A 309-nucleotide genomic window follows, 5' to 3' on the forward strand; every position below is an offset into this window, starting at 1 on the left:
TTCAATGAAGGGAGAAGTCGAACATGCATCATGAAACGATGTTTCATTTGGTTTCACTTGTCATTGCAGCAGCTGTTGTGGGCATTATCGTATGGTCTGTCACATCTGTGCAGAAAAATCGCAAGAAATACTAAACACACCGCCCAATCAAAGCTGGGCGGTGGCGCTGTTGATCATGTATTCATAAAGGAACCGCCATTGACGTGAAGTGTCTGGCCCGTCATATAAGACGATTCGTCAGAGGCAAGCAGCACGAAGCAGCCGACATGCTCAACAGGCTGTCCTGGTCTTCCCATTGGGGTTTCTGCC

1 protein-coding gene is annotated in these 309 nt (G+C 48.2%); it reads right to left on the reverse strand.

The annotated features are described in order from the left end of the window. Positions 1-173 precede the first annotated feature (173 nt). Positions 174-309: SDR family oxidoreductase (locus SB775_RS28475; protein ID WP_410864534.1), on the reverse strand; the 136-nt coding region annotated here is incomplete at its 5' end.

It is taken from the genome of Peribacillus sp. SIMBA_075 (assembly GCF_046534585.1).